At 66.1% G+C, this 24,116-nt stretch carries 27 protein-coding genes; 16 read left to right on the forward strand and 11 right to left on the reverse strand.

Annotated features, from left to right (window positions below):
- Positions 1-131: 131 nt before the first annotated feature.
- Entirely contained in the window at positions 132-911 is a 780-nt protein-coding gene (locus tag MJO58_RS02620) for a trans-aconitate 2-methyltransferase (protein WP_090598973.1), read from the forward strand.
- Between the two features lie 7 nt (positions 912-918).
- Here MJO58_RS02620 and MJO58_RS02625 read toward each other — a convergent pair whose 3' ends face one another.
- Both MJO58_RS02625 and bluB read right to left on the reverse strand, forming a co-directional pair.
- The gene (locus MJO58_RS02625) at positions 919-2,292 is read right to left on the reverse strand and encodes a sulfatase family protein (RefSeq protein ID WP_090598977.1); all 1,374 of its coding nucleotides are present in this window, start codon (positions 2,290-2,292) and stop codon (positions 919-921) included.
- Positions 2,293-2,472: 180 nt separating this feature from the next.
- Positions 2,473-3,201 (reverse strand): 5,6-dimethylbenzimidazole synthase, encoded by a 729-nt coding sequence (gene bluB, locus MJO58_RS02630; protein WP_239721931.1) that lies wholly within the window; start codon positions 3,199-3,201, stop codon positions 2,473-2,475.
- A 49-nt stretch (positions 3,202-3,250) separates the two neighbouring features.
- Between bluB and MJO58_RS02635 the strand changes: the two genes are divergently transcribed.
- Both MJO58_RS02635 and MJO58_RS02640 read left to right on the forward strand, forming a co-directional pair.
- Positions 3,251-3,535, forward strand: a complete 285-nt coding sequence (locus MJO58_RS02635) for a hypothetical protein (RefSeq protein ID WP_239721932.1) — start codon at positions 3,251-3,253, stop codon at positions 3,533-3,535.
- A 117-nt stretch (positions 3,536-3,652) separates the two neighbouring features.
- Positions 3,653-4,549 (forward strand): alpha/beta fold hydrolase, encoded by an 897-nt coding sequence (locus tag MJO58_RS02640; RefSeq protein ID WP_090598989.1) that lies wholly within the window; start codon positions 3,653-3,655, stop codon positions 4,547-4,549.
- 32 nt (positions 4,550-4,581) lie between these two features.
- Here MJO58_RS02640 and MJO58_RS02645 read toward each other — a convergent pair whose 3' ends face one another.
- The gene (locus tag MJO58_RS02645) at positions 4,582-5,061 is read right to left on the reverse strand and encodes a winged helix-turn-helix transcriptional regulator (protein WP_090598993.1); all 480 of its coding nucleotides are present in this window, start codon (positions 5,059-5,061) and stop codon (positions 4,582-4,584) included.
- 117 nt (positions 5,062-5,178) lie between these two features.
- On the opposite strand from MJO58_RS02645, the gene MJO58_RS02650 reads away from it, so the two are divergent.
- A complete protein-coding gene (locus MJO58_RS02650; RefSeq protein WP_239721933.1) occupies positions 5,179-5,673 on the forward strand; it encodes a hypothetical protein in 495 nt (164 codons plus the stop codon).
- Positions 5,674-5,962: 289 nt separating this feature from the next.
- Here MJO58_RS02650 and MJO58_RS02655 read toward each other — a convergent pair whose 3' ends face one another.
- On the reverse strand, positions 5,963-6,445 hold the full coding sequence (locus MJO58_RS02655; RefSeq protein ID WP_239721934.1) for a hypothetical protein: 483 nt from the start codon (positions 6,443-6,445) through the stop codon (positions 5,963-5,965).
- Positions 6,446-6,513: 68 nt separating this feature from the next.
- On the opposite strand from MJO58_RS02655, the gene MJO58_RS02660 reads away from it, so the two are divergent.
- The gene (locus MJO58_RS02660; protein ID WP_239721935.1) at positions 6,514-7,149 is read left to right on the forward strand and encodes a phosphatase PAP2 family protein; all 636 of its coding nucleotides are present in this window, start codon (positions 6,514-6,516) and stop codon (positions 7,147-7,149) included.
- Between the two features lie 86 nt (positions 7,150-7,235).
- Complete coding sequence (locus MJO58_RS02665) at positions 7,236-7,916, forward strand: L,D-transpeptidase family protein (protein WP_239721936.1); 681 nt, start codon at positions 7,236-7,238, stop codon at positions 7,914-7,916.
- Between the two features lie 3 nt (positions 7,917-7,919).
- Here MJO58_RS02665 and MJO58_RS02670 read toward each other — a convergent pair whose 3' ends face one another.
- Positions 7,920-8,399 carry a nuclear transport factor 2 family protein gene (locus MJO58_RS02670; RefSeq protein ID WP_239721937.1) on the reverse strand — a complete coding sequence of 160 codons (480 nt, stop codon included), beginning with the start codon at positions 8,397-8,399 and terminating at the stop codon, positions 7,920-7,922.
- A 4-nt stretch (positions 8,400-8,403) separates the two neighbouring features.
- Positions 8,404-9,024 carry a TetR/AcrR family transcriptional regulator gene (locus MJO58_RS02675; protein ID WP_090599012.1) on the reverse strand — a complete coding sequence of 207 codons (621 nt, stop codon included), beginning with the start codon at positions 9,022-9,024 and terminating at the stop codon, positions 8,404-8,406.
- A 38-nt stretch (positions 9,025-9,062) separates the two neighbouring features.
- Here MJO58_RS02675 and MJO58_RS02680 point away from each other — a divergent pair, with 38 nt between their 5' ends.
- The 3 genes from MJO58_RS02680 to MJO58_RS02690 all read left to right on the forward strand — a co-directional run bounded on the left by MJO58_RS02680 (position 9,063) and on the right by MJO58_RS02690 (position 12,874).
- Complete coding sequence (locus MJO58_RS02680) at positions 9,063-10,292, forward strand: hypothetical protein (protein WP_239721938.1); 1,230 nt, start codon at positions 9,063-9,065, stop codon at positions 10,290-10,292.
- A gap of 154 nt (positions 10,293-10,446) precedes the next feature.
- On the forward strand, positions 10,447-12,396 hold the full coding sequence (locus MJO58_RS02685) for an Hsp70 family protein (RefSeq protein ID WP_239721939.1): 1,950 nt from the start codon (positions 10,447-10,449) through the stop codon (positions 12,394-12,396).
- Between the two features lie 91 nt (positions 12,397-12,487).
- Positions 12,488-12,874, forward strand: coding sequence for an Rv0313 family protein (locus MJO58_RS02690; RefSeq protein WP_090599018.1), 387 nt, complete (start codon positions 12,488-12,490; stop codon positions 12,872-12,874).
- 180 nt (positions 12,875-13,054) lie between these two features.
- Here MJO58_RS02690 and MJO58_RS02695 read toward each other — a convergent pair whose 3' ends face one another.
- Positions 13,055-13,774 (reverse strand): DUF3060 domain-containing protein, encoded by a 720-nt coding sequence (locus MJO58_RS02695; RefSeq protein ID WP_239721940.1) that lies wholly within the window; start codon positions 13,772-13,774, stop codon positions 13,055-13,057.
- A 66-nt stretch (positions 13,775-13,840) separates the two neighbouring features.
- Between MJO58_RS02695 and MJO58_RS02700 the strand changes: the two genes are divergently transcribed.
- Positions 13,841-14,860 carry an NADP-dependent oxidoreductase gene (locus tag MJO58_RS02700; protein ID WP_090599024.1) on the forward strand — a complete coding sequence of 340 codons (1,020 nt, stop codon included), beginning with the start codon at positions 13,841-13,843 and terminating at the stop codon, positions 14,858-14,860.
- A 116-nt stretch (positions 14,861-14,976) separates the two neighbouring features.
- Here MJO58_RS02700 and MJO58_RS02705 read toward each other — a convergent pair whose 3' ends face one another.
- The gene (locus MJO58_RS02705) at positions 14,977-15,582 is read right to left on the reverse strand and encodes a hypothetical protein (RefSeq protein ID WP_239721941.1); all 606 of its coding nucleotides are present in this window, start codon (positions 15,580-15,582) and stop codon (positions 14,977-14,979) included.
- Positions 15,583-15,700: 118 nt separating this feature from the next.
- Between MJO58_RS02705 and MJO58_RS02710 the strand changes: the two genes are divergently transcribed.
- Together MJO58_RS02710 and MJO58_RS02715 are read left to right on the forward strand one after the other, a co-directional pair.
- Positions 15,701-16,120 carry a MarR family winged helix-turn-helix transcriptional regulator gene (locus MJO58_RS02710; protein ID WP_090599033.1) on the forward strand — a complete coding sequence of 140 codons (420 nt, stop codon included), beginning with the start codon at positions 15,701-15,703 and terminating at the stop codon, positions 16,118-16,120.
- Between the two features lie 227 nt (positions 16,121-16,347).
- Positions 16,348-17,181 (forward strand): glycoside hydrolase family 16 protein, encoded by an 834-nt coding sequence (locus MJO58_RS02715; RefSeq protein WP_090599037.1) that lies wholly within the window; start codon positions 16,348-16,350, stop codon positions 17,179-17,181.
- On the opposite strand, the gene MJO58_RS02720 is transcribed toward MJO58_RS02715, so the two are convergent.
- Entirely contained in the window at positions 17,182-18,684 is a 1,503-nt protein-coding gene (locus tag MJO58_RS02720) for a glycosyltransferase family 39 protein (protein WP_239721942.1), read from the reverse strand.
- Positions 18,685-18,732: 48 nt separating this feature from the next.
- On the reverse strand, positions 18,733-18,960 hold the full coding sequence (locus MJO58_RS02725) for a hypothetical protein (protein WP_090599046.1): 228 nt from the start codon (positions 18,958-18,960) through the stop codon (positions 18,733-18,735).
- 119 nt (positions 18,961-19,079) lie between these two features.
- Between MJO58_RS02725 and MJO58_RS02730 the strand changes: the two genes are divergently transcribed.
- Complete coding sequence (locus MJO58_RS02730; protein ID WP_239721943.1) at positions 19,080-19,385, forward strand: hypothetical protein; 306 nt, start codon at positions 19,080-19,082, stop codon at positions 19,383-19,385.
- 215 nt (positions 19,386-19,600) lie between these two features.
- Positions 19,601-20,293 (forward strand): GAP family protein, encoded by a 693-nt coding sequence (locus MJO58_RS02735; protein ID WP_090608372.1) that lies wholly within the window; start codon positions 19,601-19,603, stop codon positions 20,291-20,293.
- Positions 20,294-20,310: 17 nt separating this feature from the next.
- Here MJO58_RS02735 and MJO58_RS02740 read toward each other — a convergent pair whose 3' ends face one another.
- A complete protein-coding gene (locus MJO58_RS02740) occupies positions 20,311-21,096 on the reverse strand; it encodes a hypothetical protein (RefSeq protein ID WP_090599056.1) in 786 nt (261 codons plus the stop codon).
- A 42-nt stretch (positions 21,097-21,138) separates the two neighbouring features.
- Here MJO58_RS02740 and MJO58_RS02745 point away from each other — a divergent pair, with 42 nt between their 5' ends.
- Together MJO58_RS02745 and MJO58_RS02750 are read left to right on the forward strand one after the other, a co-directional pair.
- Positions 21,139-22,629: a bifunctional phosphatase PAP2/diacylglycerol kinase family protein gene (locus MJO58_RS02745; protein ID WP_239721944.1), complete on the forward strand. Its 1,491-nt coding sequence runs from the start codon at positions 21,139-21,141 to the stop codon at positions 22,627-22,629.
- A 361-nt stretch (positions 22,630-22,990) separates the two neighbouring features.
- A complete protein-coding gene (locus tag MJO58_RS02750; protein WP_239721945.1) occupies positions 22,991-24,085 on the forward strand; it encodes a hypothetical protein in 1,095 nt (364 codons plus the stop codon).
- Positions 24,086-24,116 lie beyond the last annotated feature (31 nt).

The raw sequence follows: 24,116 nt of genomic DNA on the forward strand, positions 1-24,116 counted from the left end.
GATGCTATCCCGGCCCAGCGGCCGATCCCGGGCATTTGACCCGATTCCGGGGCCACTCGGGCACCACGGGGGCACGATGCGGTAATACGGTTTGTCTATATCGCCGACCAGCGCTGATCAGGAGGACCGACATGTGGGATCCAGACGTCTACCTGGCCTTCGCAGACCATCGCAGCCGTCCGTTTTACGACTTGCTCTCGAGAGTGGGGGTGGAGCGGGCGCGCCGGGTGGTCGACCTGGGCTGCGGACCCGGCAACTTGACGAAATACCTCGAGAAGCGCTGGCCCGGCGCGGCCGTCGAGGCGCTGGACACCTCGCCGGAGATGGTGGCCGCCGCCCGGGAGCGCGGGATCGATGCCTCGGTCGCGGACTTGCGGGACTGGAAGCCGAAACCCGACACCGACGTGGTGGTCAGCAATGCCGCGCTGCATTGGGTTCCCGAACATGCCGACCTGCTGGCCCGGTGGGCCGGCCAACTCCCGGACCGGTCGTGGATCGCGGTGCAGATTCCGGGCAACTTCGAAACCCCGTCGCATGCCGCGGTACGGGCGGTGGCGCGCCGTGAACACTACGCAAAGACGCTGAAAGACATACCGTTCCGGGTCGGCGCGGTGGTCCAGCCGCCGGCGCATTACGCCAATCTACTGATGGATGCCGGCTGCCGGGTCGATGCCTGGGAGACGACGTACCTGCACCAGCTGACCGGGGAACACCCAGTGTTGGAATGGATTACCGGTACCGCGCTGATTCCGGTGCGTGAGCGCCTCGACGACGCCGGCTGGGATCAGTTCCGCGAGGAGCTCATCCCGCTGCTCGACGACGCCTACCCGTCGCGGGCCGACGGTACGACGATTTTCCCGTTCCGGCGGGTATTCATCGTCGCCGAGGTCGGCGGTGCGGCCGCGGGATAGCGGCTGCCTACTCTTCGACGCCTCGGTCGGCGGCGATCGCCGACCGGCTGGTCGGTGTCGTGTGATGGATCTGTAGATAGGTTTCGGTATAGCGCATCGCGATGCGGGTACCGGCGAAGTCCGAAGGGATCACGTCGCCGGTACGTTGACGCCAATCATTAAGGCGGACAGCCAAATCAGCGGCGATCGCATCCATTCCCGGATCGCCATCGGCCAGCAGATTGGTGGTCTCGGTGGGATCGGTCTGCAGATCGTAGAGTTCACGTTCCGGGCGGGGCGACTTGACGAACGGCGCGACCACCATCCCGGATGGGCTCTCTTCGATATCCCACGGTAGGTCCAACAGCGGGCGCGCCGCGTAGTTCTCGATGTAGCTGTATTCCTTTGTCCGGATTGCCCTAATCGGATCGAACGAGTCGTGGTAAGTCTTCATCGTGTACACCTGCTCACGCACCGGATCGGCCGGCGTATCCGGCGCGAGCAGGGCGTGGGCGTGCGAGACGCCCTCGACCTCGGCGGGCACGTCGAGGCCCAGCAGCTCCAGCAACGTCGGAACCAGGTCGACCCCGCTGAACAGCTCTTCGTAGACCTGGGGTGTCGGGGCCCGTTTCGCCGAAGTGGGCGGGCGGATGAGCAGCGCGATGCCGGTTCCGGCGTCGTACAGCGTGGATTTCGCGCGGGGGAAGGCCGGGCCGTGATCGGTGAAGAACACCACCCAGGTGCTGGCGTCCAGACCCGTTTCGGCCAGCGTGTCCAGTATCCGGCCGACCGCGGCGTCGGCGGTGCTGATGGCGCCGTAGAAGTCGGCAAGGTCGCCGCGCACCTCGGGTGTGTCGGGCAGGTAGTCGGGCGGATCGACGGCAGCGCTGTCGGCCGGTTCGTAGCGGTCCCGGGGGTAGGGCCGGTGGGTCTCGAAGAATCCCGCCGTCAACAGGAACGGTTGTCCACCCCGTGCCGCGGCGTCGGTGCGCAGCCAATCCTGGACTCGGTCCACCACGTAGTCGCAATACGAGTTCGACACGTCGACCTCGTCGAAGCCCAGCCGCTTCGGGTAGGATGTCTCGTGTTGCATACCGAAAAGCGCTGAATGCCAGCCTGATTCAGACAGGATCTGGGGAAGGGTCTGGACACCGGCGCGGTATTCCCAGCCGTGGTGGGCCAGGCCGATGAGCCCGTTGCTTTGCGGATAGCGACCGGTGAACAACGAGCCGCGTGACGGTGTGCACAGCGGAGCGGTGGCATGAGCACGGGTGAACAGGATGGCTTCGGTGGCGAGCTGATCCAAGCGCGGGCTAATGACGTCCGAGTGGCCATAGGCGCCCAGATAGCGCCCCAGGTCGTGCCAGTGCACGATCAGTACGTTGTCGCCGGTCACTGCCACCTCCCTACGATGCCTTGCCGACCGGCGACGATACCGCAGCCGCCTGCGAAGAATCTGAATGCGTCGCCGCGTCCCCGTCCGCCGAACGTGCTCTGAGGGCGGGTTTTCGCCGCCTTTTTATCGTTGAGAACACGTTCGGCGCGTGAGTATGCCAAAGTCGCCGATTGCTGCGTTCACGAGTCACACCGAGTGGACGGCACCGTGCTGGGCGGGCCGAGTGTCCGGCGGCTGAGTCCATCGGTTTTCGGAGACGAATTCCGAGAGCGGTCGCGCATGCGTCCAGCCGTCGAGCTCCAGCGCCGGCCGGTCGGGGAAGTCGGGCACCGGGCCGACGCACAGGATGGCCACCGGCTCGGCGTCGGCGGGCATGCCCAGCAGCTCGGCCAGGGGTTGCGGATCGAACAGCGAGACCCAGCCGACCCCGAGACCTTCGGCCCGGGCCGCCAGCCACAGGTTCTGAATCGCGCAGGACACCGACGCGAGATCCATCTGCGGGAGCGTGCGCCGGCCGAAGATGTGGACGTCGCGTTTGTCGGCCAGCGCCACCACCAACAGTTCGGCGCATTCGAGAATGCCTTCGACCTTGAGCCGCAGGAACTCCGCGCCGCGCGGTCCCAGCGCCGCTGCGGTGCGCGGGCGTTCCTCGTCGACCAGGGCGTGGATGCTGCGCCGCACCGCGTCATCGGTGATCCGGATGAAGCGCCACGGCTGCATCAACCCGACGCTGGGCGCGGCGTGCGCGGCCTGCAACAAGCGGGCCAGCACTTCCTCGGGCACCACGCTGCCGGGCACGAACCGGCGCATGTCCCGTCGTTCGGCGATCACCCGGTACACGACGCGACGATCTTGCGAGCTGAACGCGTGTTCGCTCACAGCGCCATCGGAGTATTCGCCGGGGGAGAATGGCATTAGCGTCAATGTATCGCGCAGTCGCACAACACCACCAAGGGAGCGTGCAGTGAAGTATTCCGAAGTGCTCGATCAGCTGCCCACCGACCGTCAGCCGGGGCGTGTCTACGGCGAGCCCTTCGAGACCACCGACGGTGTCACCGTGATCCCGGTCGAAAAGCCGCGCGGTATCTTCGTGATCCGCGAGGGCAAGGCGACGTGGGTGCCCGCCGTCGACGCCAACCGCATCGCGCTGATCGGCGTGCTAACCGGTTTGCTCGCGGCGGTCATCGGCAGCCTGGCGGTGCTGCGACAGCCGCCCTGGCCGCTGATGACGATCACCGAGAATCGTTAACCCGGGCGCGCTCGGGTAATCGCTTGCCAGTAGCTGCCAAGCCGTCATTCGCGTCGCCGCCGCTAATGTGAGACCTCGACTGAGCTGACTTTCATCGCGAACGCGAAGGATCCGGACTTGTTTTCCCGTTCTCACCTGACGCCGGCGGAACCGTCCTGGTTCACCGCCGCACTCGGTCAAAAGCCGGACCACTGTGACGTCGATGTCGACGGCTGCCGAATACACTTGCGCGCCTGGGGTAACCCGGAACAACCGCCCGTGGTGTTCGTCCACGGTGGTGCCGCGCACTCCGGCTGGTGGGACCACATCGCGCCGTTCTTTTCCCACACCCATCGGGTGATCGCGCCGGATCTGTCCGGACACGGCGACAGCGACACCCGCGCGAGCTACGACCTGGAAACCTGGGCAACCGAAGTGATGGCGATCCTGCCGGCCGCCGGTGCCTCGGGTCGGCCCACGATCGTCGGCCACAGCATGGGCGGTTGGGTGGCAGCGATCGCGGCGATGGATTGCGGCGACGAGATCAACAGCGTCGTAGTGATCGACTCGCCGTTGCGGGACCGTGCGCCCGAAGCGGCACGGCTGCGCAATCGCAAGCGCACCGAGTACGGGTCACGAGATGAAATCCTGTCCCACTTCGCCGCGGTCCCTCGGCAGGAGTTGGTGCTGCCCTACATCGCCAAGCACATCGCCGCCGAATCGGTCCGCAAAGCAGGCAAAGGGTGGGTGTGGAAATTCGATCCGACCATTTTCGACGGTGAATTTCTGGAGCCACAAGCCGACGACGAAGAGTCGCTGGAGACCATGATTGCCCAAATGCGTTGCCGCATTGGGTATCTGAGCTGCGAGGCCGGGTTGGTGTCGGTCGCCATGGGCGAGCGGCTGCGCTCCATCTTCCAGCTCAGGGGCCCTTTTGTGGAGTTGGCCGAAGCCGGTCACCATCCGATGCTCGACCAACCGCTCCCGCTGGTTGCCACGTTACGCACCCTGCTCGAATTCTGGTCGATCACCTAGCGAAGCAGCGAGACGGCGCCTCTCCCAGTTCTTTACGTGCCAGGTGCCGGGTGGGCACCGGGTCCGGGTACCGGTCGGAGGTCTCGGGCAGTCAGCACGGTGTCGTCGTGGGGGCAGCGCAGGATTGCTTCGACTTGATGACCGCAATCGTCGTGCAAGATTCTGACCGGCGGTCCGTCCTCATCGGCTTCCCAACGGTCTCCCCATTGCATGAGGGCGATGACGGCGGTGATGAGGTCCAATCCCTTATCGGTGAGCCGGTATTCGTGTCGCTCGCGTTGTCCGGGCTCGCGATAAGGGACTCGCCGCAATATCCCGGCCTCGGTCAGGGTCAGCAGGCGTTCGCTGAGGATGTTGCGCGCGCATCCGATTCGGGCCTGGAAGTGCTCGAATCGGCGCGCACCGTAAAACGCCTCTCGCATCACCAGCAAGGTCCATTTTTCGCCGACGACGTCGAGCGCCCGCTTGATCGAGCAATTGTCGGCGACATAGTGCTCACGCAGGTCAGACATATCCCGAGCCTATCAGAGTTTGACATTGCAACCCAGCTCCGCCTACTCTGCGTTGTATTACACAACTCAGGGCGGTTAAGGCCCGCCGCCCCGATCGGAAGGCAGACCGTTATGCCCATGCTGGACGTCTACATTCCCAACCAGGCCCTGCCCGCAGATGCCGAAAAAGACTTGCTGCGCCAGCTCGCCGAGATCCTGATCGAGCATGAGGGCGCCGACCCGTCCGATCCGGTTGCGCGGTCGCTCGCCAAGGTGTGGCTGCATCGGCCCGCAGCGATGCTGCACGCCGGTGAAACGCCCGCGGCCCCGCACTACAAGGTGATCGCCTCAGTGCCCCAAGGCCAGCTCGACGATGCGCGCACCGCAAGCGCCTTCGCCGCCATCACCAACGCAATCCTGGCGGCCGAAGACGGGCGCTATGACCAGGACCCGCTGCGAATTTGGGTCATTGGCAACGAGATCCCCGATGGCCACTGGGGCGCCGGTGGACGTGTGGTGCGTCTTGCGGACATCGCGGGGGCGGTGTTGCGTGACCCCGACAAGGGGCGCGAGTACGCCCAGCAACGCCTGGCCGGACAGCCGGTCGCATTCTCGGGATCAACCGGTGGCTGACATCGCGGCGGGGACCCGACGGGCCACCGCCAACGAATGGAGCATCCCCGGGCATATTCCTGCCCCACGGCGAATCAGTTCGGCGCGCTGCTCAATCGGTCGACAAATCGCAGGATGGTTCCTTGAGAGGTTCCTTGAGACCGTGATTGCTGCTCGCGCCGTGGCTATTTCACCGCGACGTAGGGACAGGCCTTCCGAACCGCACTACCACCGGCGCGAAAGCTTCGTCGAGGACGCTGCGATGTCCCGCGAGATGTTCAGACTGTGAGACCGCCGGCCACACCGCAGATCACGGGCTGTAGGTAACTCCGACCGCGCGGACGATGCAGTCCGGCGCCATGTCGAACGTCAACGAGCACACCGGCAGCCCGCTGAGCACGTCCGCCGGGATCGCGGTTTTGTAGAGCAGCGACAGTTCGCCGCTGTACTTGTCGTCGACGCGCGCGACGTCGACGTATACCGCCAAACCGTCCGACGAGATCTCGGCCCTGGCAGTGCCGGTCTGCGGGGCATCCCAGGGCACGTCGACGGTCGCGCCGGCCAGCTTCGGCAGCATCGACAGCGTCGCGAGAACCCGTTGCCGCGTGAGCACCAGCGAGCCCGTGTAGTAGGCGACGCTGTGCGGCAATCGCACACCGGGGATGATGCCGCTGAACCGCCTGGTCACCGGGACGTAGTCGGCGAGGTACAGCAGGCCTTCCGCTTCGACCTGAGCATGCAGGTCCTCGGGTAGCTTGCCGATACCGAGCAACCTGCGGACAACGACCGCCATGACGCCAGTATGACGCGCAACCGTGCGGGGTCCACCAATCCGCATGGTGATCCTGGTATCGCTTAGGGGTGACCCGCCCCCGGGCCTGGATGGCCCGTTATGCCGCCCTGGTGGCCGTCGCGGTCTACGCGCTGATGTGGGTGGGTTACCTACAGAACTGGGGCTGGCTGCATCTGATCGATTGGTCGCTGTTGAACGCGTCGCACGACGCCGCGGTCAAGCATCCGGTGTGGCTGCGCTTCTGGGGAGTGGTGACGAATGTGCTGGGGCCGGTCCCACTGCGGGTGCTGGACACGGTCGCGGCGGCGGCCGCGTTGGTGCGGCGAAACCTGCGCGCGGCGCTGATGCTGGTGGCCTGCGGCCTGCTGAACGGGTTGGTGACGCAGGCGGCCAAGGGCCTGGCGGATCGTCCGCGGCCGTCGACCATGTTGGTGCCCATCGCCCAGACGTCGTTTCCCTCGGGGCACGCGCTCGAGACCACGGCGTCCCTGCTCGCCCTGCTGGCCTTCGTTATGCCGATGCTCAGTGCGACGCTGGGTCGCGTCGCGATCACGGTGACCGCGATCATTCTTGTGCTGGTTGGCTTTTCGCGGGTTGCCTTGAACGTGCATTACCCGTCCGACGTAATCGCCGGCTGGGCACTGGGATTCCTATACGTCCTGGTGTGTCTGGCAGTGTTCCGTCCTAAGCCGCTGCCGCCGTGAGCCTTTCGTTGGTCACGGCGTCGTGACCCAACCGGGGCTAAAGCTTGACTTGACCCCTGAGGTTGCGTGGCTGGACGATGGAATGCATGCGCCGATTGCTAGCTTCGTTGTGTGCTGTGGCGTGTTGCGCGTGGGCATCGCTGCTACTCGCCCCGATGTCAACTGCCGCCCCAACCGGCAACCCATTGGCCGGCACGCCCTGGTTCGCGAATCAGGTTGGTAATGCCACACAGGTGGTTTCGGTCGTCAGCACTGGCGGCTCCAACGCGACCATCGACATCTACCAGCGCACCGCTGCCGGCTGGCAGGCGCTACGCACCGGTGTTCCGACGCACGTCGGTTCGGCGGGGATGGCACCGCAGGCCAAGAGTGGGGTGCCGGCCACCCCGACGGGCGTGTACAGCCTCGACGCCGCGTTCGGCACCGCCCCGAACCCCGGTACCGGGCTGCCTTACACCCAGGTGTCCGGGCCCAACTACTGGTGGAGCGGCGACGACCACAGCCCCACGTTCAACTCGATGCAAATGTGCCAGAAGGCGCAGTGCCCGTTCAACACCGCCGAGAGCGAGAACCTGCAGATCCCGCAGTACAAGCACGCGGTCGTGATGGGCGTCAACAAAAACAAGACCCCGGGTGGCGGCGCCGCGTTCTTCTTCCACACCACCGACGGCCAACCCACCGAGGGCTGCGTTGCGGTCGACGATGCTCAGCTGGTGTCGATCATGAAATGGCTGCGCCCCGGCGCAGTCATCGCGATCACCAAGTAGCGCTTAGTCGACGCTGGCGATGGCGCGCCCGGGCTTGAGCGTGAAGTTCATGCCCTCCAACGACATCGTGGCGTCGTAGGTCCGGTCGTAGCCGGTGCCGCAGATCTTCCAGCCGGCGTCGGTGCGCCGGTAGGTGTCGCGGTAGAAGGCGGCACCGATCAGCATGAAGTTGAGGTCGGCGACGATCACGCGGTCCTGTAGATACCAACTGCCCGTTGCGGTGTCGCCGTCGACGACGATGTCCGGATGGGTCACCCGGTGTTCGGTGATGACGTTCGCGGGCAGCGACGTCCGCATGTACTCGACCAAGTCGGCGCGGTTGGTGAAGTGCAACTCGTTGCCGATCGACGGCCCGTAGTCGGCCTTGATGTCCTCGGCCAGGGTGTCGTTGAAGTCGTCCCAATGCTTGGTGTCCAGCGCGCGCAGATACCGGTATTTGACTTGCTTGATGGCTTCGATATCGGCCAGATCGTCGAGGGTCATCCCGTCATTGCAGCACACGGGTAACCATGTCGATCAGGGCCCGTCGTTCCAGGCTCCAATCGATAGTCGTTCCGGTGACCATCTGGGCCAGTACCACGCCCCGCAGCGTGGCCCAAATAACTTCGGCCACACCGGCATTCGCCGGATCGGTGGTGATCAGCCGGCCCAACTGGGCGATCGCGGAGTTCATCTCGAGCAGGTGGCGTCGCGAGGAATCGCCGAGGCCACCGCGGGTGGCCCACAGGATCTCGAACGCGGCCATCGACGTCGGGCTGCTATAGCAGCTCCACGCGGTGTCGATGACGACCTCGATGCGTTGTTGTGGTGGCAGCTCGCTGACGTCGGCTGACGACAGGCTCTCGATCAGCCGGTCCACCCCGTCGTCGACGACGGCCATCAGCAGGCCGTTGCGGTCGCCGAAGTGGTATTGGATCACGCCCCAGGTGACGCCGGCGCGTTCGGCCACATGCTTGGCGGTAGCGGCGGCAAAGCCTTCCTCTTGGATGCAGCGCACCGTCTCGTCGATGATCTTCGCCCGGGTGTCGTCGCCACGTTTGCGCGGTGCAGTGGTGCGCCGGGTCGGGCTGACCGGGCGCCCGGACGTCTGGCCTGCGGCAATGGACATTGTTGACTTTATAACATAGCCGCGTCTATTTTTGTGGCGTGAGCAGCCCCTCGCGATACGCGCAATTGTCCCGTGACGAGCTGGTCGTGCTGCTTCCCGAACTGTTACTGATCGGGCAGCTGATCGACCGGTCCGGAATGGCGTGGTGCATTTCCTCGTTCGGCCGCGAGGAGATGGTCCAGATCGCGATCGAGGAGTGGGCGGGCGCCAGCCCGATCTATACCCGGCGCATGCAGGAGGCGCTGAACTACGTGGGCAATGACGTGCCCACCATCTTCAAGGGCCTGCAGCTCGACATCGGTGCCCCACCGCAATTCATGGATTTCCGCTACACCGTGCACGACCGGTGGCACGGTGAATTCCACCTCGACCACTGCGGCGCGCTGCTCGACGTGGAACCGATGGGCGAGCAGTACGTGTTCGGCATGTGCCACACCATCGAGGATCCGACTTTCGACGCGACCGCCGTGGCGACCAACGCCCGGGCTCAGGTGCGCCCCATCCACCGCCCGCCGCGGACGCCGGCGGGCCGGCACCCCCACTGCGCGTGGACCGTCGTCATCGACGAGTCCTATCCAGAGGTGCAAGGCATTCCTGCCCTGGACATTGTTCGCCAAACGCAGGCCGCGACATGGAAACTCGATCCCATCGACACCTCGGACGAGGGACAGGCGGATTACTCGGGTCCGCTGCTCTCCGATTTCGATTTCGCCGCCTTCTCGCATTCGGCGTTGGTCCGGATGGCCGACGAGGTCTGCTTGCAGATGCATCTGCTCTATCTGTCCTTCGCGATCGCGGTGGCCGCTCGCGCCGCCGACGAGGGCGAGGCCACCGGGGTGTGCACTCGCGGCCTGATCGGTATCGCGGGCCTTGCCGCCGAACGCATTCACCGCGCGCTGAAATTGCCGGGTGGCATCGAGGGCGTGCGACAGGTCCTGGAGTTGCACCCGCTGCTGAACCCGGTGGGCTACGTTGCCGCAGAACTGGAATCGAACCGGCTGCACGTCTACCAGTCTCCGGCCCACGAGGACGGTGCCTGGATCTCGTTGTGTTCGCCGGAATCCGGACAACCACTGCAGGCGATCGCCACGGCGATCGATCCGCGCCTCGAAGTGCGAGTTAGCGGAACCGCCAATGACTGGACGGCCGAGTTCATCGAAACCGACACTGATGCTGCGGAACTGCCAGAGGTTTCGGTGGTCAGGGTCAGTGGCGGAGCGACGTTCCAGTTCGAGTCGAGGCGTTCGCTGCCGCTGACCGTGGTCTGACGCGCAGCTCTTTGTCAAGGGGTTTTCAGTACCACTTCGGTGACACAACCGCATCGGGGCGATACCAATGGCATTGCAAGCCATCGGCTTTGCGCGTGTCGGCGGCTATCGTTAACGCTGGCCACCGACCCCTATAGACGAAAGCATTCGCTCTATGTACGACCCACTTGGGTTGTCGATCGGCACCACGAACCTGGTCGCAGCGCGTGACGGAAACCAGCCGGTTTCACGGCGAGCGGTACTAACCTTGTACCCGCACTGCGCACCGAAAGTTGGTCTACCCGAAGAGAACCCGCAGCTCACCGAGCCCGGCATGTTGATGAGCGGGTTCGTCGACCGTGTCGGCGACTCGGTGGCACTGGTTTCCGTCGATGGCTCCGCTCACGACCCCGACCTGTTGATGGTCGAAGCACTGGACGCGATGGTGTTGGCGGCCGGTGCGGACGCCGGCTCTTCGGAAATCTCGATCGCTGTTCCGTCACACTGGAAACCGGGCACCGCACAGGCATTACGCAACGCACTACGCACGCATCTGGGCTTTGTGCGAAGCGGTATGGCACCGCGCCTGGTTTCGGACGCGATCGCATCATTGACCGCGGCGAACGCCGAGCTGTGCCTCGCCGCGACCGGTGTCGTCGGCTTGCTCGACTTCGGCGGCTCGGGTACGTCGGCCACCCTGATAGATCTCGCGGGCGACTTCAAACCGATCAGCGCCACAATGCGTTACACCGACTTCTCCGGTGACGAGATCGACGCGGCGTTATTGCTCTGCGTGTTCGAGGAACTGGGACACGGCAGCGGTATCGATCCGGCCAGCACCGCCGCGGTCGGGCAACTCGCTCGCCTTCGGGAGCAGTGCCGTACCGCCAAGGAGCAGCTATCCACGGAACGCACAACGGAATTCGCGGCCGAGCTGGGTGGGCGCCGGGCGACCATGAAGTTCACCCGCGACGAGCTGGGTGACCTGATCCAGGATCGGCTTACCGGGCTCATCTACGCGTTCGACGACATGTTGTGCCGGCACCGCAAGGGCTGGAACGACCTTTCCGCTGTGATCACTGTTGGTGGCGGTGCCTGCATTCCGCTTGTCAACGAACGTCTTTCGGTGCACAGCCGCCGACCGGTCATGTCACCGGCGCAACCCGCATTCGCCGCCGCCGCCGGCGCGCTGTTGCTGGCCGCCCGCGGCGAGGAAGTCGACCTGCGCACCCGCACATCGATCGGTCTGCTCGCTGCGTCGTCGGGCAACGACATCATCGAACTGCCCGCGGGCGACCTGTTGGTGATCGACGAGGAAGCGCTCACCGACCGCGAGTTGGCTTGGTCGCAAACCGAATACCCTGGCGACATCCGGGTGCCCTACACACCCGAGGCGTTCGACGAAGACAGCAACCCCGGCGGCTGGTCGATGCGGTTGAACGTGATCGAGCCGCCCCGGGAGCGGGCGTGGCGCCGGGTCCGGCTGTCGCAGTTGGTCGTCGGGATGTTCGCGCTAGTGGCGATGACCGCGATCGGCGGCGTGGCGTACACGCTGACCGGGATCGAAAACCGCCAGGCGCCGCCCGCGCCCTCCGTCGTCCCCGTGCCGCTGCCGCCGGCCAGCACCCTGGTGCCCAGTCCCGTCCCGCCCACCGCGGTGCCTCCGCCGCCCACCGCCGCGCCGGTGCCCAGCTCGGTGCCGCCTGCGCCGCCGCCGCCGGAACCTTCGCCGTCGCCCGAGCCTCCGCCCGTCGTGGTGACCACGGCGCCGCCGCCGGTGCACACCACGCACCGTCCGCCGCCGCCACAGACGACGCCGACTTCCCAGCCCGCGCCGCCGCCCACGACGGCCATGACGACGCCGACCACCGAGCCTCCGCCACCGCCCACGTCGACGACGCCCACGTCGACGACGGTGCCGATGACCACGCAGTGGATCCACGTTCCGCTGCTGCCGGTGCCGATCCCGATCCAGGTGCCGGCCAGTCAGGCACCGGCGAACCCGGCTCCGCAGTACCCGGCTCAGCAATATCCCGGGGAGTATCCCGGTGGTGGTTACGGGGGCGGTTATCCCCCCAGCGGTGGCGGGTACTCGCAGAACCCGTTCCTGGGCCCGGGCTATTAGCGGTGGGATTCGGCCGGGAGCAAAGTCCGTGGCGCATCACCGTGCGGGGGCGCACACTGGGTACTAACGCTACGAGCTGCTAGGAGGCCACGTGGGCGAGCATGGTCCGTTCGGGTTCGATCCCGAAGAGTTCGATCGGGTGATCAGGGAAGGCAGCGAGGGACTGCGCGACGTGTTCGAGCGGATCGGCAGGTTTGCTGCTGCTCCGGGCGCCCGCAGCGGTTTTTCGGCGTTCTTCGACGACCTGTCACGGCGGCCCCGGTCCGAGCCGGAAACCGCAGGCGAGGCCGGCGACGGCGTCTGGGCGATTTACACCGTGGACGCCACGGGCGGCGCGCACGTCGAACAGGTGTATGCAAGTGAGCTCGACGCGCTGCGGGCCAACAAGAACAACGTCGACCCCAAGCGCAAGGTGCGCTTCCTGCCCTACGGCATCGCGGTCGGCGTTCTCGACGACGACGCGGAAGAGCAGACATAAGTTGCCGATTTCGGGGCGTTTCCACTAACCGGGATTCCGCCTAGGGTTCAGACGTGACGCCAGCGCGAGTCCGTGGCGACGAGACCGGCTATCACCATCTCCCGCAACGCTTTCGGGACAGGGCGCAAGACGTCGGATTCGAGGGCTAAGTGGCCGACGCGATGGCCGCGGACTGACCCGTCACCCCTGCGTGACGACGTTATCGACGCCGGAGTTGGAGATCTTCGGTGCGCCCGAGTGGAACGTCACCTGGTTGTTCATCCCGGACGCTTCGATGGTGTCGGAGGAATCGACGGTGACCGAGTTCTTCATGCCGGACACCGACAGGCTCGCACAGTGGCCGGTGATCACGATCGTGTTGTTGATCCCGCTGACCGTAACCACGTTGTCGTTGCACGCGATCGTCTTGTTCTCGTCGATGCCGGACACGTCGAGCGGCGCGCCCTGCGGCGGCAGCGGCGATGTCGAGGGAGCCGAACTGCGGGTCGGGCTCGTCGCGCTGGTCGACGGCCGCGGACTGCGGGTCGTGCGGGGTGACGTCGTCGCCGGCGTGGTCGTCACCTCCGACGAGATGATCGACCGGACAGTGGAAAGCTGGTGTGCGGCAAAGGCTGCGATGACGCCGGCGAGCACCAGCACGCCGACGACGATGACGGTGCCCACGATCCACCACATGCGGTTGCCGGAGGATTTCGGCGAGGACCCGTACGGGCCGCCATACCCATACATGGGCGGTGGCGGCGGTGGTGCGCCGTAGGACGGCGATGGCACCGGGCCGGCGGGCGGCGGCGGGTAGGCCTGGCCCTGTCCTGCGCCGCCCAATTCGGAAGCGCGCGCGGTCTCGGCCAGCGGGCGCTCCAGGTCCCGGATCCGCTTCTCCGGGTCGTCCTGCGATTCCATGGGACAGATGCTCCCACCAGAGGCGTCTCATAGGAAGTTTCGGCTTGAATCGGTAGTTTCAGCACCGTGCCCGACATGCCGAATCGCCAGATCCTCCTTCGCCGTCGTCCGACCGGGCTGGTTGCGCCCGACGACACCGAGCTGATCACCCGGCCGGCACCCGAACCCGGCGACGGTGAGGCGCTGGTCCGAACCACCTACGTCGGCCTCGACGCGGCGGTCCGGACCTGGCTGAACGACCAGCCCAGCTACCTGCCGCCGGTGCAGCTCGGCGAGGTGATCCGGGCCGCCGGCATCGGCGAAGTCGTCGCGTCGCGGTGCGACGCCTACGCCGTCGGCGACGTAATCACCACACTGACCGGCTTTCAGGAATACGTGATCATCCGCGACGACGTGTTCAGCACGCCCATTCCCGGCGAGGACGATCAGCTCGCGATCATGTCGGTCTACGGCCCGACCGGGGCCACCGCCTACTTCGGCATGACCGACATCGGTAAGCCCAAGGCCGGTGAGACGGTAGTGATCTCGGCGGCGGCGGGTGCCACCGGATCGGTGGCCGGGCAGATCGCCAAGATCGCCGGTGCCCGGGTGGTCGGCATCGCCGGCGGGCCGCAGAAGTGCCGGGCCGTGATCGAGGACTTCGGTTTCGACGCCTGCATCGACTACAAGAACGAGGACGTGCCGACCGCGCTCAAGCAGCATTGCCCGAAACGCGTCGACGTCTATTTCGACAACGTCGGCGGGCCGATCCTCGACGCGGTGCTCGGCCGGCTCGCCAACAACGCGCGCGTCGTGCTCTGCGGCGTCATCTCCAGCTACCTGACCGGTGAACACCCCGGTCCGGCGAACTATGTGAACCTGCTGTCGAAGACCGCGCTGATGCAGGGCTTCAACGCCCTCGACCAATGGGGCCGCTTCGACGAAGCCTTTGCGGCACTGCGCCAATGGGAGGCCGAAGGCCGACTCAAGCACCGCCAGACCATCTTTGAGGGCATCGAGTCGTGCGTCGACGCCCTCAACGGGTTGTTCACCGGAGCCAACATCGGCAAGACGCTGGTCAAGATCAGCGAGCCTGCATCCGGCTGAGGGCTCGACGGCACCGTGCATATGGGGCTGTCAGCGTGCGCCGACGGCGTGCTCGCCCGGCGTGTCGCCGCCCTGAACGCACACGCAACGCCGTCGGCGCACGCTGGCCCAGCCCGCTAGTCCTCGCCGAGAACCCGGTGCAGCGTTTTCTTGGCCTCGCGCACGGCTTCCAGCACTTTGGTCCGGGCCTCGGCGAGCTTTTCCTTCTGCTCGTCGGTGCCGGTCCAGGTGATCGTTCGGGCCAGCCCGGCGATCTCGACCAGTTCCCTGCGGATCTTGAAGGCGTCGCCGAACTTGGCCGCCCGCCCCAGGAAAGCGTGCGCGGTCTCGCTGCTGACGCCGCGCCAGGCCAGCAGGTTGTTGCCGAGCTCGGTCAGGGTCGCGACGCCGTTGTCGACGGTCACCACGCCGCGGCCGGCGAGCAGGCCGATGGCAAGCTCGGCCACGTCCTGCGGAGGGGTGAATGCTCCCTCGGTCGCGTCGGTCACCCGCTGCACGATTTGCGCGGCATCAGCCGGCCCATCGAGCAACAACGCCGCGGTGACGAACGCCGCGCGCTTGAGCGGAGGGCGGCCACCGCCCGGGCCGAAGCCGCCGCCGAAACCGGGGCCGCCATGACCCTCGCCGTGCTTGCCCCAGCCGCCACCGAAGCCACCGAAACCGCCTGGGCCACCGCCGAAACCGCCGGGCCCACCAAAGCCGCCAAAAAATCCACCAGACATCCTTGTCTTCCTTTCGTATTGGAGTATCAATCTCCTTGATACCACCCGCAGCGACAATGTCAACAAAGTTGATGGTTCGGTGCGATGAACGACGCGGGCGCATGTCAGCATGTGAAGCATGAGTGCATGCCACGACGAGCCCCTGGGGTTTCTGCTATACCGCGTGGTGTCGTCGTTGCGACCCCAGATGGCGGCCGAGCTCACGCCGCTCGGGCTCGGCCTGCCCGAATTCGTATGCATGCGGATTTTGTCCGAGCGCCCCGGACTCACTAGTGCCGAGCTCGCCCGCGGTACCCACGTCTCCGCGCAGGCAGCCAACCAGGTGCTACGCGCGCTCGAGGAACGCGGCGCGCTGAGCCGCCGGGCGGGGATCCCCGCCGGCCGGGCGATGCCGGCCCAGCTGACGCGGCGCGGGAAGGCGCTTTTGAAGCGCGCCGACGCCGCGGTCCAACGAGCCGAAGAGCGAATTTTGACGCGGCTTACCCCTGAGCAGCAAGGCCAGCTCAAAGAACTGCTTCATGCTGCGGGCACCCCTTGAACCGAAAGGGCCAGCTAATGATCGTCGCGCGACGATGCTGCTGGCCGGATTCGGAGCGCTACCTGCCCGGCGGGAAATGCTGGTCGACTGGGTGCGTGTCGGCTAAGGCCCGGGCGCGGGATGCACGCCATCGGCGCGCATGGTTGTATAACACCGTTTGCGGGAGTTGGCCGGGGGGAACCGTGCCAAGTCGGAGCTCCGGCTTTTAGCGATGGGTGGTAGTACATATGGATCGTCGCCGCATGTTGATGACGGCAGGGCTCGGCATGCTGGCAGCGGCGGCATCGATGCCTCTCCCCGAAGCACTGGCGTCCCCGGCGGCGCCGGCCGCACCCGCCGCCGGGCCGGGTGGACCCTACCTGTTCTCCGACGAGTTCGACGGCCCGGCCGGCTCGGCCCCGGACCCGGGCAAGTGGACGATCCAGACGTGGCAGGACGACGTCTACCCACCGGTCGAGGGGATCTATCGCAACGACCGCCAAAACGTGTTCCAGGACGGGCACTCCAACCTGGTCCTGCGCGCCACACACGATTTCTTGGCCAACACCTACTACAGCGGCAAACTGCGCGGCAACTGGCGCGGGATGATCAACACCACCTGGGAAGCCAAGATCAAGCTGGATTGCCTGACCCCGGGCCTGTGGCCGTCGTTCTGGACGGTCAACGAGGACCCGCTGCCCGACGGCGAGGTCGACATCTTCGAGTGGTACGGAAACGGCGAATGGGCGCCGGGTACCACCGTCCACGCGGCATCCAACGGAAAGACCTGGGAAGGCAAATCGATCCCCGGCCTGGTCGACGGTGATTGGCACACCTGGCGGATGCGTTGGGACGACAAGGGATTCGCGTTCGCGCGCGACGGCGCCGAGTACTTCAAGGTTCCGCCTAAGCCGATCCACGTCGCCGGCAACCCGCCGGAGGACATGCGCTGGCCGTTCAACAATCCCGGCTACTGGATGACGCCGATGTTCACGCTGGCGGTCGGTGGTGTCGGTGCCGGCGATCCCGCCGGCGGGGTCTTCCCGGCGTCCATGCTGATCGACTACATCCGCGTCTGGTGATCACCGCGTCGCTTTGAACACCTGAACAAGGTTGAACTGCCAGCGCTCGACGAGCCGGAAACCCAGGTCATGCGGGACCGCGAACGCGGGCGTCGCGCCATAGCGCGGGCCCGGCGGCAACGCGGAACCCTGCTCGTGGGCGGGCATCGACTCGTCGGCTTGGGTGATGATCCACACCACCCGGCACTGGCCGAGCGGCGCGGCGACGACCTCCGGGATGAGGTTGGTGTCAAAGACATCCCGGCGATCGGTGGCCCGTTGCCACAGTGTGAGGTCGATCAGCTTGCGGTAGGCATCGGGGCGCGCCGCCATCAAGGGGCGCATGGGGGCGGGCATAAACGTCACAGTGTCGTTTATCAGCAGGCAATCACCCGGCGCCGCGTTGGCCGTGATCAGATCCGCTACCTGGCTGTAGTCCATGCCGTACTTGGCATACGGGTTATGTTGCACCCATAAGTAATTCGGTGCCGCGGCGACCGCGAAAAGGCTGACGATGGTTGGCGCCACCCATGGTTTGGCAGCCAATGCGCCGACGCAGACGCCCAGGACCAGCGCGATCGCCGGCGCAGTGAAGCACAGGTAGCGTGGCGTGTAGATCGGGTGAAGCAGCACCGACCACACCACGATCAGCGCGGTCGGTATCAGCAGCCAGGCCACCGCCAGCGTCAGCAATTGCCGATCTGCCGCAACGAGTTTCACCGATGTCCACTGCCACACGGCAGCGGCTGTCGCGACTACCAGAGCCGACAGCACCGCGAACGGTGGACTCCGCTCGAAGTACTGCTGAACGGTCACGTCCTCGATCGTGCGGTGTCCGATCGGCGCGACCCAACTGATCTGATGCACCTGCCCCGCGGCCACGAACAGAAACGGCGCCACGGCACAACTCGCCAGAACCGCCGTGACGACGAAGGAGGCGACGACGGTTCGCTTGCGCAGGAACGCGCAGACGAACGCGAAGTGAACCGGCAGCAGCAACACCAGGTACACGTCGAGCACGACTGAAATCGCTTGGGCGACACCGTAAGCCACCCAGATACGGGCGCTGTCGCGGCGCGTCGCGTAGACGAACAGGACGGTCAGCCACACCGCGGCCATCATCGACATGGCGTACGGCCGAGCCTCGATCCCGGCCCACGTCGACCGCGGCAAGATCCCGCAGATCACCCCGGCGGCCAGTGCCACGGTGCGAGAGGAAAATTGGCTGCCCAGCACCACGACTCCGGCCGCAGCGCCTCCGACGGCCAGACCACTCGGCGCGCGCGACCAGAACTCGGTAGGCGGGAAAAGCTGGAACCACCCGTGCATCAGCAGGTAGTACAGGCCGTGCACGGCGTCGACGTTGCCCAGCATCTGCCACAGCTGAGCGAGAGAGCGGCTGTACGCCGCCGAAATCGTCGCGGCCTCGTCGTACCAGAACGAGGGACGGCCGGCGCCGACAAGGCTTACCGCGGTGGCCAGTACGCCGACGATCAGCGGGTCCAGCACGCGACGCCCTGACACACCGTTATGGTGCCAGAAGCAAACCCGGACTCTGCCCGGGCGCGCCTGCTAGTTGGTCAGGTACAGGTAGTACAGGCCGTCGCCGTGCTGGCGGCAGTCCCAGTGCGTGTACAGGTGGTCGTTCTGGGCGATCTCGACATGCGGGCCGTCGGCTTCGCATGCTCCCAGGGTCGAATAGACGCCGTCGACCTGAATCTCATCGGCATTGGCCACGCCCACCGCGGTGGTCATCAGCCCGCCCAAGGCCAGTACGCCCGTAGCGATAAGCCTGATCATGCGGATCTCCCGGTTGTCGCGGTCGCTTGCGAGGCGAACTATATCGATTTGCGGGGGCGCTGAGGGGCAAATCGACCGGACGCAACCAGACCTTCACTTTTCGAACGTATGATCGAACAATGAGGCCGCTCGCGTCGATCGGGTACAACGGACAGCCGGTCCGCGACCCATTTCGGGTGGTGCGCCCGCCGATCGCGGTGCTGATCGACCTGACGGTGCTTTTTCCTCGCGAGCCACATCGCTCGGGCCGGTATCAGCCCAACGGTCTGCAGCTGCACAAGGTCGTCGAAGGTCGGCTGAGCTGCTGGGGTCTGTGCGAGCAGGGCGACTGGTGGGGACTGGTGACCTATCCAATCGCCTACGGGTCCAAGCAGAAAACCGTGACGCACTGGATACCGGCCTGGACGCTGCGGCGAAAGGGCTAGCGGCGAAAGGGCTAGCGGCGGTGCGGGTTACAGCCGGCGGCCCCGTACATAGGTGCCGGCGAGGTGAAAAATGTGCCCAAGATGAATCCGAGCCACCTGATCGTCCCCTACTGTTTTCCCCGTCGCGCTGCAATTCACATACAACCACCTGGGTCGTGTTCAGCTACGGCCCGGACAATGCGCGCGGCTCGTGCGGTAGCACGCTGACGATGTCGATGAGAGGATTGCTGCCCGTGGCAGGAAGCTGGAGCTCGCTGTTACCCACCCTCATCCCGCTGGCGCTCGTTACCGCCGTTTCTCCGCTGTCGATCATCCCGGCCGTCCTGGTGTTGCACGCACCGCAGCCGCGGCCCGCCGGACTGGCGTTCCTCGGCGGCTGGGTGTTCGGGCTGGTGGCGCAGACCGTGATTTTCGTGGCGGGCTCGGACGGGCTCGGCGACATGCACAAGTCGTCGCCACCGACGTGGGCGTCCTGGATGCGAGTGGTGCTGGGCTCCGCGCTGATCCTGTTCGGGATTTATCGGTGGCTGACCCGGCACCGCTCCACCGAGTCCCCGGCCTGGATGCGGCACTTTTCCACGATGCGCCCCCGGCGCGCCGCCATCACCGGACTGGTCCTGACGGTGGTCCGCGTCGAGGTGTTGCTGATGAACGTGGCCGCCGGCTTGGCCATCGGCACCAGTCAGCTCGACGGTGTCGACAAGCTATCGGCCGGCATTGTCTTCGTCGCCGTGTCCGCGTCGACGGTCGCGATCCCGATCCTGGCCTATGCGGCCGCGGGCCATCGCCTCGACGATTTCCTGGAGCGCGTCCGGGACTGGATGGAGAAGCACAATGCCGCACTGATGGCGGCCATCCTGGTCCTGATCGGTTTGATGGTGCTGCACAACGGAATCCGCGCCCTGTAGCACGGGCGCTCCAGCGGCTATCGGTAGCCGCCATCGGCCAGGCCGGCCTGCTCCTCGAGCCGGTTCGTCTTGCCAAACAGCCTGTCGCGGGCCACTTCCCACAGATAGGCAACGATCATCCGGGAGTGGCCCTTGGCGGCCCACTGCTGAGAATGCAGCTCCTCGTGGTGCAGTACCCGGTCCAGCGCGAGAGCGCTTTCCACGGGCCGGCCCTTGCGATCGGTGTACCACGCGTGCCCCGACTCGACGATCTGGCGCAGCCGTCGGGCGGTCGAGTCCGTGGCGTCGACCGCGACGTTGACCATGAAGATGTCACCCCACGCAGTGCCGCCCTGCTGGCTGAACAGCCGCTGAATCCAGTTGCCGCCCAAGCCCATCAGCATGCCGTTCGGTGTCGTAACGAGGCGTCCGCCATTGCGGTCGACAAACCCGACGTCCTCGTCGTAACTCCAGCTGTTCGCGTGCTGGCGATCGACGATTCGCTGCACCTCGTCGGCGGAGTACGGCGTCGCGGGAAAGTCGGTGGGCGGGCCGGTCGGGGCGCCGTAGCCGCTGCCCGCGTTGAGGATGTAGGTCATCAGCGTGGCCGTGCGCGCCGTGTCGCCGGTGGTGCCCGGAGGGATCAGGAAGAACGACTTGCCATCCGGATCGGTGATCTCAGCCAGTTCTTCCAGGACCCGAAAGCTCTCGTGCGTGATTCCGTGTTGCTCCGCGATCGCGGAGGTGACCGCGGCGGGCACGCCCAGACGTTCGGCATTGGCCAGCCACTTCAGGTGATGGTCCGCCGCCGGTCGTCTGGCCATAGTCCGTCAATTGTTATCAGTCGCACCGCTAGGGTGTAGCGAATGAGCAGGGGGCCCTGGCAACGCGCGCGTGGAGTCAAACAGATCACCCGGGGTTTGGGCACCCTTGATCGCGAGTTGTTCGTCGCCGTGGCCGAAACCCCCACGCCACTGCTCGACACGCTGATGCCGCCGCTGACGCGAGCGGCCGACCACTCCAAGCTGTGGTTCTTCATCGCCGCCGGGCTGCTCGCGACCAGGAAGCCCGGCGCGCAGCGCGGCGCGACGCGTGGGCTCGTGACGCTCGGCGTGACGAGCTTGTTCACCAATCAGATCGCCAAGCGAATCCGCCGGCGCTCGCGACCGCTCTACGAATCGGTGCCGGTGGTCAGACGAGCCCACCGCCGCCCGACATCCAACTCGTTCCCGTCGGGACACTCGGCCAGCGCGGCCGCATTCGCGGTCGGCGTGGGCCTGGAGAGTCCGCCGTTGGGCTTCGCACTGTCGCTGCTGGCCGGGCTGGTCGGGCTGTCGCGAGTGGCGACCGGCGCGCACTACCCAGGCGACGTCGTGGCGGGGCTAAGCGTCGGTGCCGGGATCGCTGTGCTGGGCGGCAAGCTGGTCCCACCCGTCGCCGAAACCGCTCTGCCGCAATCCGAACCACTGCGCATCGACACGCCGGAACGGCCCGACGGCGCCGGCGTGGTGTTCGTGGTCAATCCGGCCTCGGGCAGCGGCACCGGTGCTCGCGTCATCTCGCAGGTTCGCACCGAGTTGCCGAAGGCCGAGATCGTCGAGCTCGGTCCCGACGATGACCCCGAGCAAGTGCTGCGCACTGCCGCTGCGCGCGCCGAGGTGCTCGCGGTCGGCGGCGGCGACGGCACCGTGGCTACCGCCGCGGCGGTGGCTGTCGAGGCGGGGCTCCCGCTGGCTGTCTTTCCGGCCGGAACGTTCAACCACTTCGCTAAGGACATCGGCTGCGACACCGTCGGCAAAACGGTCGAGTCGATCCGTCGCGGCAGCGTGGCGTGCGTTGATCTGGTGCGCCTCAACGAAAGTCGGATGGTGATCAACACCGCCAGCATCGGCGCGTATCCGGCGTTCGTGCAGCAGCGCGAAAAGCTGGAGAAACGAATCGGCAAGCCGCTGGCCGGCTTCTACGCGATGCTGCACACGCTGCGCAACGATCAGCCCGTCCGCATCCGCTACGACAACAAGACCTTGCTGACGTCGCTGTTCTTTCTGGGCAATTCGCTTTATCTGCCAACGGGATTCGCCCCGTCGCGTCGAACTCGCATGGACGACGGTCTGATCGATGTGCGCATTCTCGAATCCGGCCGCCGGTTCGCCACGACCAGGATCCTGACCGCGCTCGCCTTCGGTCGGTTGCAGCGCAGCCCGCTCTACCACGAGCTGCAGGTGCCCGAATTCAGCTTCACGGCCGTTGACGCACCGACGGTGATCGCGCACGACGGCGAGGTCGGCGACGAATACCGCGAAGCGAGCTTCACCGCGAAATACCGGGTGCTACCGGTGTTCTCTCCGGTTCGCTGAGCTACCCGTTCGGCCGATCGGCCAGGCGATCGAGCCATTCCGCCACCATCGCGTTTTCCCCGGCGGTCAACACGCCATTAGCGCTGTCGCGCAATGCTTCTCGCAATGCCACGGCGCGTCCGGGAATCACCGAAGGTGCCGGCTGCCGCGAGCCGTCGATCCCGTCCGCCGACACGGCGGTCTATGCAATCGCCGAGATGATCGGCGGGTGAGGCCGCGGTTTTGCGACACGGACGATCACCCTGCCACGGTGAGAGCGCACGCCGGCACCTGGCATCGCGGCCGGGTCTGCGAAGTGTTCGTCGGTCGCCGGAAGTTCGGTGCCGGTGGGCGCGACGTTGGTGAGGCGTAGCGTGACACCGTGCAGTCGCCACAGAGTCTGCTGGAGGACACGGATTGGAGCAGCCTCGAACACGCCTACGGCCGAGCCGATGAGGCGCCGTTCGAATTGCTGCATCTGCTCACTGAGGATGCCGAATTATGCGGCAACGCAATCGCTTTCCTCGACGCAGTAGTCCTGCATCAGGACGCGATCTACTCCGCGACAGCTCCGGCGGCGCTGTTCGTGGCGGCGATCCTCGGCGACTCACGCACCCTCTTCGTGTGCGACACCACGCTGCCCTGGGATGATCGCGAACGGCCGGTGCGGGCGGCGCTGCTCGAGTGGCTCGCTCGTGTCGCCGCGGCCGCAGCATGGCGCGAACTCGACCCGGACGTCGACCTCGAGGACGAGGGTGCCGGCGCGATCGAGGCGTGCCGGGCCATTCGGCGCGACTTGCACGCTTGTGTCGCACCATTTCTCGATGACCCGGATGCGGTAGTACGCCAAGAGGCCACCAATGCCATGGCCCAGCTGCTGCAAGCCCCGGAACTGGCGGAGTTCCGCCCCGCGGCTGCCGAGCGCTTGTTGCGCCGGGCGGCTGACGCGGCGCCGGTGGAACGAGCGGGCATCGCGCTCACGGTCGGCGCCTGGGGTATACCACCCGGAATGTTCCTGACCGACGAGCACTTCGGGGTGCGAATCTGCGCGGCGTTGAGCCCGGCGCACGATGATGTACCAGGGGCTCTTGAGGAAATCCGTGCAGCACTGCGTGACCCACACGCCGCGGATGAAATCTTCGACGAGAACCCGCCCCAAATCTGGGGCCAGATGCGGTTCGCCCTCGTCGAGGCCTTGTTGCGCCGCACCGCGACATTCGACGAGATTGTGGACGAAGCGGTCGCGGTGGCACGGATGACCAATGCCCACACCGTCGGCTCCGATTGGGGGCCGCTGCTTGTGCGCGCTTTTCCGAACGGCCATGCGCCCGGTGCTTCGCCGTCAGAGAACCAGCGTCGTTTCCTGGCGGCGATCGTCGACAACGACGAGTGCTGGGGCGTCACCGCTAATCCCTACGGCTGGTTCCGCGGCGTCGGGCTGCCCACGGAACGTGACGAATTAAGTTCCCTCGCCTAAGCGAGCGCAGGGTCCGCGCATGGGCATTAAG

This window comes from Mycobacterium lentiflavum (assembly GCF_022374895.2).
GTDB classification, from domain to species: Bacteria; Actinomycetota; Actinomycetes; order Mycobacteriales; family Mycobacteriaceae; genus Mycobacterium; species Mycobacterium lentiflavum.

Bases quoted from the DNA above. Each gene is read 5' to 3' on its own strand.
- MJO58_RS02620 (WP_090598973.1), top strand. From the start codon at position 132: ATGTGGGATCCAGACGTCTACCTGGCCTTCGCAGACCATCGCAGCCGT.
- bluB (WP_239721931.1), bottom strand. From the start codon at position 3,201: ATGCCATTCTCCCCCGGCGAATACTCCGATGGCGCTGTGAGCGAACAC.
- MJO58_RS02645 (WP_090598993.1), bottom strand. From the start codon at position 5,061: ATGTCTGACCTGCGTGAGCACTATGTCGCCGACAATTGCTCGATCAAG.
- MJO58_RS02650 (WP_239721933.1), top strand. From the start codon at position 5,179: ATGCTGGACGTCTACATTCCCAACCAGGCCCTGCCCGCAGATGCCGAA.
- MJO58_RS02655 (WP_239721934.1), bottom strand. From the start codon at position 6,445: ATGGCGGTCGTTGTCCGCAGGTTGCTCGGTATCGGCAAGCTACCCGAG.
- MJO58_RS02665 (WP_239721936.1), top strand. From the start codon at position 7,236: ATGCGCCGATTGCTAGCTTCGTTGTGTGCTGTGGCGTGTTGCGCGTGG.
- MJO58_RS02670 (WP_239721937.1), bottom strand. From the start codon at position 8,399: ATGACCCTCGACGATCTGGCCGATATCGAAGCCATCAAGCAAGTCAAA.
- MJO58_RS02675 (WP_090599012.1), bottom strand. From the start codon at position 9,024: ATGTCCATTGCCGCAGGCCAGACGTCCGGGCGCCCGGTCAGCCCGACC.
- MJO58_RS02685 (WP_239721939.1), top strand. From the start codon at position 10,447: ATGTACGACCCACTTGGGTTGTCGATCGGCACCACGAACCTGGTCGCA.
- MJO58_RS02695 (WP_239721940.1), bottom strand. From the start codon at position 13,774: ATGGAATCGCAGGACGACCCGGAGAAGCGGATCCGGGACCTGGAGCGC.
- MJO58_RS02705 (WP_239721941.1), bottom strand. From the start codon at position 15,582: ATGTCTGGTGGATTTTTTGGCGGCTTTGGTGGGCCCGGCGGTTTCGGC.
- MJO58_RS02710 (WP_090599033.1), top strand. From the start codon at position 15,701: ATGAGTGCATGCCACGACGAGCCCCTGGGGTTTCTGCTATACCGCGTG.
- MJO58_RS02715 (WP_090599037.1), top strand. From the start codon at position 16,348: ATGGATCGTCGCCGCATGTTGATGACGGCAGGGCTCGGCATGCTGGCA.
- MJO58_RS02725 (WP_090599046.1), bottom strand. From the start codon at position 18,960: ATGATCAGGCTTATCGCTACGGGCGTACTGGCCTTGGGCGGGCTGATG.
- MJO58_RS02730 (WP_239721943.1), top strand. From the start codon at position 19,080: ATGAGGCCGCTCGCGTCGATCGGGTACAACGGACAGCCGGTCCGCGAC.
- MJO58_RS02735 (WP_090608372.1), top strand. From the start codon at position 19,601: ATGAGAGGATTGCTGCCCGTGGCAGGAAGCTGGAGCTCGCTGTTACCC.
- MJO58_RS02740 (WP_090599056.1), bottom strand. From the start codon at position 21,096: ATGGCCAGACGACCGGCGGCGGACCATCACCTGAAGTGGCTGGCCAAT.
- MJO58_RS02745 (WP_239721944.1), top strand. From the start codon at position 21,139: ATGAGCAGGGGGCCCTGGCAACGCGCGCGTGGAGTCAAACAGATCACC.